Origin of the sequence: Microbacterium sp. H6 (assembly GCF_003314775.1) — a bacterium.
GTDB classification, from domain to species: Bacteria; Actinomycetota; Actinomycetes; order Actinomycetales; family Microbacteriaceae; genus Microbacterium; species Microbacterium oxydans.
On sequence record NZ_QOAY01000114.1, the window covers coordinates 1,439 to 3,643 of the forward strand.

The 2,205-nt window shown below is 70.7% G+C and carries 3 protein-coding genes; all 3 read left to right on the plus strand.

The annotated features are described in order from the left end of the window. Nucleotides 1-616, plus strand: a 616-nt coding sequence (locus DSP71_RS07865) for an alpha/beta hydrolase fold domain-containing protein (RefSeq protein WP_147251239.1), incomplete at its 5' end; no start/stop codon positions are given. A gap of 35 nt (nucleotides 617-651) precedes the next feature. Beyond that, complete coding sequence (locus DSP71_RS07870; RefSeq protein ID WP_113680800.1) at nucleotides 652-1,950, plus strand: MFS transporter; 1,299 nt, start codon at nucleotides 652-654, stop codon at nucleotides 1,948-1,950. After that, nucleotides 1,947-2,205, plus strand: a 259-nt coding sequence (locus tag DSP71_RS07875; protein WP_220151094.1) for a hypothetical protein, incomplete at its 3' end; no start/stop codon positions are given. The genes DSP71_RS07870 and DSP71_RS07875, both read left to right, overlap by 4 nt.

The following is a 2,205-nucleotide window of genomic DNA, read 5'->3' on the forward strand; positions in this document are numbered from 1 at the left end:
CCCGTTCCCCGCCCCCGTCGACGACGCCGTGGCCGCTCTCGCCGACCTCCGCGAGCGCGCCGCCGAACTCGACGTCGATGCCGACCGGCTCGGTGTCGGAGGCAACTCCGCGGGGGCGACGATCGCGGCGACCACCGCTCTACGCCTGCGCGACGCCGGAGAGCCGCTGCATCACCAGGCGCTCGAAGTGCTGCCCGCGGCACTGCGGCTGTTCGGCGACTCGATGCACCGCCGCCTTCGGCCCTCCGAGCGCACGGGCATCGAGCACCTCGCCGGGCTGTATCGCGCGGGAGCGCCGCTCGCCGAGGCCTCACCACTGGATGCGCCGGATCACCGCGGACTCGCGCCCGCACTCATCCTCGCCGCCGAGTACGACCCGCTCCGCGACGGTGCCATCGCGTACGCCGACAGCCTGCGTGAAGCAGGCGTCCCCGTCGTGCTGCACATCGGACTCGGGCACGACCACGCGTCTCCCGGGCTCACCGGATGCTGGGAGGGAGCCCGCGAATGGCGCGACGCCTTCGTCGAAGAGCTCGCCGGTGCCTACCGCGCCGACTCCCATCCGATGCCCCGACCGTCGGCCGGAGCCGCGACCACCACCGGCACGCGGCCATGAACAGTTCCCACCCCGACCGAGACCAGGAGACGAAGATGTCCACCCACGCCGTCGATCCCGTTTTCCCCGCAGATCCCGCTCCCCCGCTCACCGCCGACGCGATCCCCGGACAGCGCCAGACGCGCCTGTTCTGGATCACCTTCGTGCTCGCGTGGTTCGGCTCCGGCATCGCCCAGGGCGTCGCCGGTGTCGCGATCCCGCAGCTGCTCAAGGAATGGGACCCCGACCAGGCGACGGGCAACCTCAGCATCATCCTCACCCTCGGCGGCGCCGCCATCCTCATCACGACGCCGATCTTCGGTCGGCTCAGCGACCGCTCGATGTCCCGCCTCGGCATCCGCCGCCCCTGGATCCTCTCCGGCGCGCTGATCGCCCTGATCGGCTACGTGATCCAGGCGACCGCGCCGAACCTCCTCGTGCTCGGCGTCGGCACGATCCTGGTCCTCGTCGGATGGGGCGCCGTGTCGATGACCGTCCACACCCTGTTCGCGGATCAGATCCGCCGCAGCATCCGCGCGATCATGTCCGCCGTCACCGGAGCGGCCACCGCCATCGGCATCCTCGGCGGAGTCTCCCTCGCGGGCATCGTCGCGCCCATGGGCCAGATCGGCATGTTCCTGATCCCCGGCGGCCTCTCCGTGGTCCTCGCGCTCACCCTGTTCTTCACGCTGAAGGACATCCGGCGACTGCTGCCCGCCGAGCCGCTCGACTGGAGCGGGGTGCTCGCCACCTTCTGGTTGAGTCCGCGTCGCTACCCGGACTTCGCGTGGGCGTGGGTGTGCCGCTTCTTCATGACCGCGTCGATCGTCTCGGTCACGAGCTATCTCTACCTCACGATCTCCGGCCGCTTCGGCATCGACGACCCGACCGAGATAGCCGCCCTGCAGACTCAGGCCACAGCGGCCTTCACGCTGATGAACCTGGTCATGGCGTTCGTGTTCGGCGTGATCTCCGATCGCACGGGTCGCCGCAAGCCGAGCGTCATCATCGGCGCCCTCGCGAGCGCCGGAGGGCTCATCCTCGCGATCTCCTTCGGCGACATCGCCTTCTTCCTCGTCGGCATCGCGATCGTCGGGGCGGGGCAGGGCGCCTACATCGCCGCCGATGTCGCGCTGATGACGGAGTGCCTCCCCTCGGTCGAAGACGCAGGCAAGGACCTCGGCATCGTGGCTCTCGCCTACCTGCTGCCGGGCATCCTCGTCCCCGTTTTCGGATTCTTCGCGACCCGCATAGGCTCGCCCACAGGTGAGAACTTCGCGGCCCTCTACATCGGCGCGGTCGTGATGGCCGTGATCGCCGCGTTCGCGGTCACCCGAGTGAAGGGCGTGCGATGACCGATGCTCCCCGCCTGGGCGGCGCCGCGCGGCGCGAGTACCGGCGGCTCGCCCGCGTCGCCGACATGCCGGCGAAGACGCACCAGGACGTCGTCCGGACGACCGGCATCCGGGTGGCGTCGGACGACGGCGCCGCGCTCCTCACCGACCACTGGCACGCGGAAGGATCCGGAGGCGACACGATCCTGATCCGCACGCCGTACGGCCGCGACGGGATCGCCGGCGTCGCGCTCTTCCTGGCCGAGCGAGGGCACC

Excerpts from the sequence above, each read along its gene's own strand:
- DSP71_RS07870 (WP_113680800.1), top strand. The coding sequence starts at position 652 with ATGTCCACCCACGCCGTCGATCCCGTTTTCCCCGCAGATCCCGCTCCC.